The sequence below is a fragment of the Thermomicrobiales bacterium genome, from assembly GCA_023954495.1.
Lineage (GTDB): Bacteria > Chloroflexota > Chloroflexia > Thermomicrobiales > CFX8 > JAMLIA01.
Genome location: JAMLIA010000038.1, coordinates 22,796 through 29,158 on the forward strand (window position 1 = coordinate 22,796; position 6,363 = coordinate 29,158).

6 protein-coding genes are annotated in these 6,363 nt (G+C 61.2%); 5 read left to right on the top strand and 1 reads right to left on the bottom strand.

Annotated elements, in window-relative coordinates:
* The first annotated feature begins 8 nt into the window (after nucleotides 1-8).
* The 5 genes from M9890_09000 to M9890_09020 all read left to right on the top strand — a co-directional run bounded on the left by M9890_09000 (nucleotide 9) and on the right by M9890_09020 (nucleotide 4,798).
* A complete protein-coding gene (locus M9890_09000; GenBank protein ID MCO5177089.1) occupies nucleotides 9-965 on the top strand; it encodes a DUF4178 domain-containing protein in 957 nt (318 codons plus the stop codon).
* 54 nt (nucleotides 966-1,019) lie between these two features.
* Nucleotides 1,020-1,733, top strand: coding sequence for a PspA/IM30 family protein (locus M9890_09005; GenBank protein ID MCO5177090.1), 714 nt, complete (start codon nucleotides 1,020-1,022; stop codon nucleotides 1,731-1,733).
* 44 nt (nucleotides 1,734-1,777) lie between these two features.
* Nucleotides 1,778-2,839 carry an SPFH domain-containing protein gene (locus M9890_09010; protein ID MCO5177091.1) on the top strand — a complete coding sequence of 354 codons (1,062 nt, stop codon included), beginning with the start codon at nucleotides 1,778-1,780 and terminating at the stop codon, nucleotides 2,837-2,839.
* Nucleotides 2,840-3,025: 186 nt separating this feature from the next.
* Entirely contained in the window at nucleotides 3,026-4,159 is a 1,134-nt protein-coding gene (locus tag M9890_09015) for an inositol-3-phosphate synthase (protein MCO5177092.1), read from the top strand.
* Between the two features lie 9 nt (nucleotides 4,160-4,168).
* Nucleotides 4,169-4,798 (top strand): hypothetical protein, encoded by a 630-nt coding sequence (locus M9890_09020; GenBank protein MCO5177093.1) that lies wholly within the window; start codon nucleotides 4,169-4,171, stop codon nucleotides 4,796-4,798.
* Here the strand turns inward: M9890_09020 and M9890_09025 are convergent.
* A complete protein-coding gene (locus M9890_09025; GenBank protein ID MCO5177094.1) occupies nucleotides 4,763-6,325 on the bottom strand; it encodes a helicase-associated domain-containing protein in 1,563 nt (520 codons plus the stop codon). The two genes, M9890_09020 and M9890_09025, sit on opposite strands and share 36 nt — an antisense overlap.
* Between the last annotated feature and the right edge of the window lie 38 nt (nucleotides 6,326-6,363).

Below are 6,363 nucleotides of genomic sequence, written 5' to 3' on the forward strand. Positions count from 1 at the left end.
TTGACCGAATGCTCGACCGAGTACCCGGTTACGCTGGCTACCGTGAAAAGGAACGTCGGCGCGACAGTGATCGTGCTATTCGCGACAAGATCGAGGCCGACTTCGGCCAGCAGGCCGAGCGCCTTGGTCGCCTCGCGAACCGGCTGGCTGACGAGCGGCAGCTCGAAGCTATCGGCGTCATCAATCGTCCGCTCACTGACCTACGCTCCTTCCTCGATCGTGTGCGAACGGCGACCTACGGCTATTCACCCCTCTTCGCCAACGACGAAGTGGACGAAACGGTGCTCGACCAGATTGCGGCGTTTGACAGCGCGCTGGCTGACTATGTTCCCGATGTCGAACGCGACGTGGCAGCACTGGAGGCCGCATCGCCATCTGATTCGTCGTTCAAGTCCGCAGCAGAGCAGTTGAGTACGACGATCCAGCAGGTCAGCGCACGTTTCGATACACGATCGGAGATCATCCACGCCGGCAAGCCTATCCCGGAAAAGGACATGCTGGCCGTGCTCCAGCCCGACAAGCCGGCCGCACCGCAAGCGATGCAACTGCAGACAGGCGACGCAGTCTCGCACAACGGCACGGACTACGTCGTGATTGGTCATGTCACAGCTGAGTTCGCCAACAGCAAGAGTCGCGCATTCCAGCTTCGTGGTGGCGATGACAAGCAGTGGCTTGCCGTCGTCGGTGGCGAACGCGCGGCTATGTACTGGCTCGAAGAAGGCATGCTGAATCAGGGCACGCTAGGAAAGTCGGTCACGATCGACGAGCAGACGTTCCAGTTGCAGCGTGACGAGCAAGGTAGCAGCGAGGTCGAGGGCCGACAAGGTGAAGCGGATCGACATGTCCGCTTTCTCATGTACGCGTCCGAGAACAAGGTCTTGCACATTTATGATTGGGGTGCGCAGCGATTGGTGCTTGTCGGTATAGCAATCGATCAGCGTGACGTGGAAATCTTCCAGCGTTAATACTTCGTTCTCCGGGGCACAGGGTTGAATCGTTCGTAGAGGAGGAATACGCAGATGGCTATTCTCGACCGCATGACCAGGCTTATCCGCGCAAACATCAATGATCTGCTCGATCGCTCAGAAGATCCCGAGAAGATGCTCAACGAGCTGCTGCGCGAAATGGATTCAAGCATCAACGATGCGCGCTCGCAGGTTGCCGCGACCATCGCGCAGGAGAAAGAGCTTGAGGCCGAGCTGCGTGATGCACAGCGCGAAGCCGGCGAGTGGAACCGGCGCGCCGAGCTGGCCGTTGGCGCCGGCAAGGACGACCTCGCCCGCGAGGCCCTGCGTCGCAAGCGCGACTCCGAGAGCATCGGCACTGTCTATGCGCAGCAGCTGAATTCGCAGCAGGAGATGGTCAGCAAGCTGAAGCAGCAGCTGACGATGCTGCAGGCCAAGCGCGATGAAGCCGAATCGAAGCGCAACGTGCTGATCGCTCGCCACAAGGCGACACAGGCCCAGCGCAAGATTCAAGACACGATCTCCTCGCTGCCGGGCCTTGACTCGTTCAGCGAGCTCGACCGGATGGAAAAGCGCATCCGCATGGAGGAATCCAAGACGGAGGCGATGGGCGAGCTGCAGGGCGATGATCTGGACTATCAGTTCCAGCAGCTCGACCGCGACGAAGATATCGAGAGCGAGCTTGCCGCGCTCAAGGCACGCAACTCGGGCGACGAGCCGCGCAGTCTCGGCACAGGTTCGGCGACGGACGGGTCGTCTTCGAACTAGTGGTGACCCAGCGAACCATCTGCCAACGGTAGGAGGCGATCCTCTTGGCCATTCTCGACCTGATCGAATACGCCGACGAGCGACCAAATGAGATCGTTCATCGCATCCCCGAGTACGGTTCGGGCGAGTTCCGCCTGGGATCGCAATGCGTGGTCCGCGAATCCCAGCGCGCGGTCTTTGTGCGCGACGGGAAGGCACTGGATATCCTGGCGCCTGGTCGCCACACGATCTCGACGGCGAATATCCCGCTTCTGACCGGCATTCTCGGCCTGCCGTTCGGCTCCAGGAGTCCGTTCCGCGCCGAGGTGTACTACGTGATGATGCGCGAGTTCACCGATCTCAAGTGGGGAACGCCACAGCCGGTGCTCTTTCGCGACACTGAGTTCGGCATGATCCGCATCCGTGCTCACGGTACCTACTCGATGCGGGTGAAGGATCCTCAGCTCTTCGTCAACCAGATCGTTGGCACCCAAGGCACCTACACAACCAACGACATCGAGGAGTTCCTGCGCTCGGTCATCATCAACGAGTTCAACGACATGATGGGCGAAACGTTAACGTCGCTGCTGGACGTGCAAGCGAAGACGATCGATCTGGCGACACTCGCCCTGCACAGCCTGTCGGACGACTTCGACCGACTCGGTCTGGAACTGCGCACATTCCAGATCGGTGCCATCACTCCCCCTGAGGAGGTGCAGAAGGCGATCGACCAACGCAGCTCAATGGGTGCGATCGGCAACATGCAGGCCTACACGCAGTACCAGGCAGCGCAGGCGATCGGCGGCATCGGCGGACAAGGCGGCGACGGCGGTGGCCAGGGTAGCAACCTCGCCGAAGGGGCCGGACTTGGCGCGGGCATCGGCATCGGAGCGGCGATGGCCGACGCACTGCGGCAATCGATGAGCGGCGGCCAGCAGGGCGCACAATCAGCGGCGGGGCAGAGCTTCTGCCCAAATTGCGGCAAGCCGGTTCCTGCCGGAGCGAAGTTCTGCCCTAGCTGCGGGCACGGACTCTCGACCGGCCTCACCTGCCCGAAGTGCGGGACGGACAATGAGACTGGCTCGCGCTTCTGCAAGAACTGCGGGACGGAACTGACAACGAGTTAGTGTCCTTATACCTTCGAATTTGGCCAATCAAGCCGTGCTGTTGCGCGGCCTGATTGGCCGATTTCTGCATTTGAGCCTAGAATTCATCTGTTTGCCCAGGTAACAGTTGACCTTGGCAAGCGCAGTGCCGAGCCAACGAGGGCGAGGGCTGCCCAGCACACAACGTCAGTGAAGGAAGTAAACAGGGTGGCAGATCGAAAGATCCGGGTAGCAATTATCGGCGTCGGCAATTGCGCCTCGTCGCTTGTCCAGGGCGTCCAGTACTACCAGAACGCAAATCCTGATGAGTTTGTCCCGGGCCTGATGCACGTCGACCTCGGCGGCTACCACATCAGCGACATCGAGTTCTCAGCGGCGTTCGATGTTGATGCAGCGAAGGTTGGCAAGGACCTTAGCGAGGCCATCTTTTCCGGGCCCAACAACACCTACAAATTCGCCGATGTGCCGCATCTTGGGGTGACAGTCCAGCGCGGCATGACGCACGACGGACTAGGCAAGTACCTGTCGCAGATCATCACCAAGGCACCGGGATCGACGGTCAACATTGTTGACGTCCTCAAGGAGACAAAGACCGACGTCGTCATTAACTACCTGCCGGTCGGTTCGGAGATGGCGACAAAGTGGTACGTCGAGCAGGTACTTGAAGCGGGTTGCGCATTCATCAATTGCATCCCGGTCTTCATCGCACGCGAAGAGTACTGGCAGAAGCGCTTCGAAGAGCGCGGTCTGCCGATCATCGGCGACGACATCAAGTCGCAGGTCGGCGCAACGATCACGCACCGAGTCCTGACCCGCCTGTTCGCCGATCGCGGTGTCCGCATCGACCGCACCTATCAGCTGAACTTCGGCGGCAACACCGACTTCATGAACATGCTTGAGCGCGAGCGCCTGGAGTCGAAGAAGATCTCGAAGACCAACGCCGTCACGTCGCAGATGGACTACGAGATGCCGGCCGAGAACGTGCACGTTGGACCGAGCGACTACGTGCCGTGGCTGGAAGACCGCAAGTGGTGCCACATCCGGATCGAAGGCACGACGTTCGGCGATGTGCCGCTGAACATGGAGTTGAAGCTGGAAGTCTGGGACTCGCCGAACTCAGCCGGTGTGGTCATCGACGCCGTGCGCTGCGCCAAGCTGGCGCTGGACAACAACATCGGCGGCGCACTGCTGGCTCCGTCGTCCTACTTCATGAAGTCCCCGCCGGAGCAATATCACGACGACATCGCCCACAATAAGGTCGAGGAGTTCATCGCGCAGAATCGGACCAGTGCCAACGCCAAGCAGGCGGCGGCCGCGTCCGAGGATGCCGCGGAAAGCTAGCCCTTTCTGATGTCACTGAGCCGGGCCGCAAGAGCGCTGCGCGATCGCGCACGCCGTCGGCCCGGTAAGTTTTCTCAGCGACGCTATCTGGCCACCAACCTTGCGTATGTCCTCCACGAGCACGCAGATTCCGAACCCGTGCAACGCGTCGTGCGGGACATTGATGCGCATGCAGGTCGGCTGGCCCGCCTCGCAGCAATGCCGCCGGTCGCCTCTGTGCAGGGTGAGCTGTCGGGGGTGATCGATATCTGGCTCGTGGCGTCGCTCGGTGCTGTGCCGTGGTATCGGGAGGCGCTCCAGCAGGTTTGCGGCACGAACCTGTCGCTATGCTGGATCGATGCGACGGACTCCGACACTCAGCCAGAAGCGCTTTTTCGCGGTCCGGCGATGCTAGCGTTGGACATTTCAGAACAGGCGCAGGTTGGCGTCGCAAGCGTGGTTTTGCGCCCCGGTGGGCACGATCTGCAGGTCAATGTTGAAGGAGCGTTCGTCTGGCCGACTGATCGCTACCATGCGCTGCGGGCCATGGAACGGCTGATTCAGCGCGATGTCGACCAGTGGATGCCGCTACGAGCACTGTGGACCATGCCAGCAGACGCGACGTTAGGAGACGAAATCCTCCGTGCCAGGACGCGGTAAATCACCGGCGTTCAGCAACTCGTACTGATACCCCTGACCGACGAGGAATCGCTGCCGACGTTGCGCGTACCCCTCCTCAGCCGTGCCGACGCTGACCAGTTGGTAGAACGACGCCGTCTTTCCACTTGCCGGACGCAGCAAGCGTCCAAGTCGCTGCGCTTCTTCTTGTCGAGATCCGAACGTACCCGAGATCTGAATGAGAACTCCTGCGTTCGGCAGGTCGATACCGACCGAGCCAATTCGCGAAAGACCGAGAACTGGCACATCGCCGTTTCGAAATCGCTCGTACAGGTCTGCGCGATCCTGCGCCGAGGAACTTCCGTCCAGCACCGGGAAGCCGACGGATGATCCGGCTCTGCGGAGAGATGCCACCCGCGTTCCAGCGACGATCGTCGCTTCACCACGATGGCGTTGCAGTAAGCGATGCAACGTCGCGAGGCGATAGCGCTCACGTTCTGCCGGCGTCGGCGCGTACGGAATGCGGACCTCGATGCAGCGCGCTGGCGCTATCCAGCCCTGTCGTTCAAGCTCGGACCACGAGATATCAAACAGTGCCGGTCCAACCAGGGCCATGATCTCGCGCTCACGCCCGTCTTCGCGGACCAGCGTTGCGGTCAGGCCAATTCGACGAGCCGATTGGAATCCCGCCGCCAGCCGGAAAACGTCGGCGGGGAGCGACTGCACTTCGTCGTAGATCACCAGATCCCATGGATGCTGAACGAGCGCTGCGCGAATCTTGCCGGCTGTCGCCGCGTGATAGGTCACGATCGTGACGGACTCGCCGCCGATGACGCGCGGGTGAACTCTGACATTCTCCTCGCCAACCGTCGTGGTGTTCTTGAATGCAGCCTGCCACTGCTCAGAGACCGTGCGTGATGGCGTGAGGACGAGTGCCATCCCTCCGACTCGCGCCGCAACCGCGACGCCGACAACCGTCTTTCCGGCACCGCACGGAAGCAAGACGAGTCCCGATCCACCGCGCATGACCGCTTCTACGGCCTGTTGCTGGTAGGGTCGCAATCGGGCTGTGGATCGATACGGCGTGATCTGATGTGGGGCGGACGGCGGGTCAGTGATCGGCCAGCCCAGTGACATGGCCGCGAGCTTGATCCTTCCGACGTTGTCGGGATTGATCGTTGCCACCCACTCATTATCGCGCTGATTCGGATCAAGCTCTAGTTGCCGAATCAAGGCAGGATCATCACCAGCAAGCAGCAGTTCGCCATCGTAGCGGACCAGGCGCAGGCGCCCCCACCGCGACATGATGCTTGCGATGCGAGTCGCTATGCCTGCGGGTAGTGGCACCGCGCTAGCCGCATCGAGTTCGGCGATGATTTGCGCGCTTTGCGCGCCGCGTGCCGCCGCGCCCCAGAGCGCAGTTTCCGAGAGGTTGAACAGATAATCACCAGCGACGACGGTTGTGAGCTCCGCGCACTGGCGAACCAGGTCGGCGATCTGTTCGCGACCTTCTCCAGCAGTGACATGGAAGCGCCCATCGCGCCTGAAGAGTAGCTGGCTTTGCGGCATTCCAAACCATCGGTTTCAGCGTCCAGACGCCAAAAATG